We start from the raw sequence: 716 nt of genomic DNA, 5'->3' as shown, positions 1-716 counted from the left end.
TTCCGCAAGACATGTATGAGTTATTTTATTAAAAGTGCGGGTGAAGGGAGTCGAACCCCCACGCCAAAGGCGCTAGATCCTAAGTCTAGTGCGTCTGCCAATTCCGCCACACCCGCATATTAATTATTTAAAGAAAAAATGGGGCGACTGATGGGAATCGAACCCACGAATGCCGGAGCCACAATCCGGTGCGTTAACCACTTCGCCACAACCGCCATGATTTTCTGGTGCCGACTAGAGGACTTGAACCCCCAACCTACTGATTACAAGTCAGTTGCTCTACCAATTGAGCTAAGTCGGCAAGAATGGTGGAGGATGACGGGATCGAACCGCCGACCCCCTGCTTGTAAGGCAGGTGCTCTCCCAGCTGAGCTAATCCTCCATTTGCCTGGCAACGTCCTACTCTCACAGGGACAAGGTCCCAACTACCATCGGCGCTAGAGAGCTTAACTTCCGTGTTCGGTATGGGAACGGGTGTGACCTCTCTGCCATCATTACCAGACTGTATTCATTTAAGACAAGAATTATTGTAACTTATTCACTTTTGAAAGTCAACAAGTTTTTTATATTCTTTCAAAACTAGATAACATTGCTTCATATTATATGGTTAAGTCCTCGATCTATTAGTATTCGTCAGCTCCACATGTCACCATGCTTCCACCTCGAACCTATCAACCTGATCATCTTTCAGGGATCTTACTAGCTTACGCTATGGG

At 46.6% G+C, this 716-nt stretch carries 4 tRNA genes and 2 rRNA genes; all 6 read right to left on the bottom strand.

What is annotated here, in order from left to right:
* Positions 1 to 35: 35 nt before the first annotated feature.
* Positions 36 to 116, bottom strand: a tRNA-Leu gene (locus Q3V31_RS30720).
* 23 nt (positions 117 to 139) lie between these two features.
* A tRNA-His gene (locus tag Q3V31_RS30715) sits at positions 140 to 215 on the bottom strand.
* A gap of 10 nt (positions 216 to 225) precedes the next feature.
* A tRNA-Thr gene (locus Q3V31_RS30710) sits at positions 226 to 301 on the bottom strand.
* Between the two features lie 5 nt (positions 302 to 306).
* Positions 307 to 382, bottom strand: a tRNA-Val gene (locus Q3V31_RS30705).
* A 4-nt stretch (positions 383 to 386) separates the two neighbouring features.
* Positions 387 to 502 (bottom strand): 5S ribosomal RNA (gene rrf, locus Q3V31_RS30700).
* Positions 503 to 603: 101 nt separating this feature from the next.
* Positions 604 to 716: ribosomal RNA gene (locus Q3V31_RS30695) — 23S ribosomal RNA — on the bottom strand; the annotation flags it as partial.

The sequence above is a fragment of the Bacillus nitratireducens genome, from assembly GCF_036320425.1.
Taxonomy (GTDB): Bacteria; Bacillota; Bacilli; order Bacillales; family Bacillaceae_G; genus Bacillus_A; species Bacillus_A nitratireducens.
Note: the sequence above shows the minus strand (reverse complement) of the source record. Positions and strands in the feature narration are given on the sequence as shown.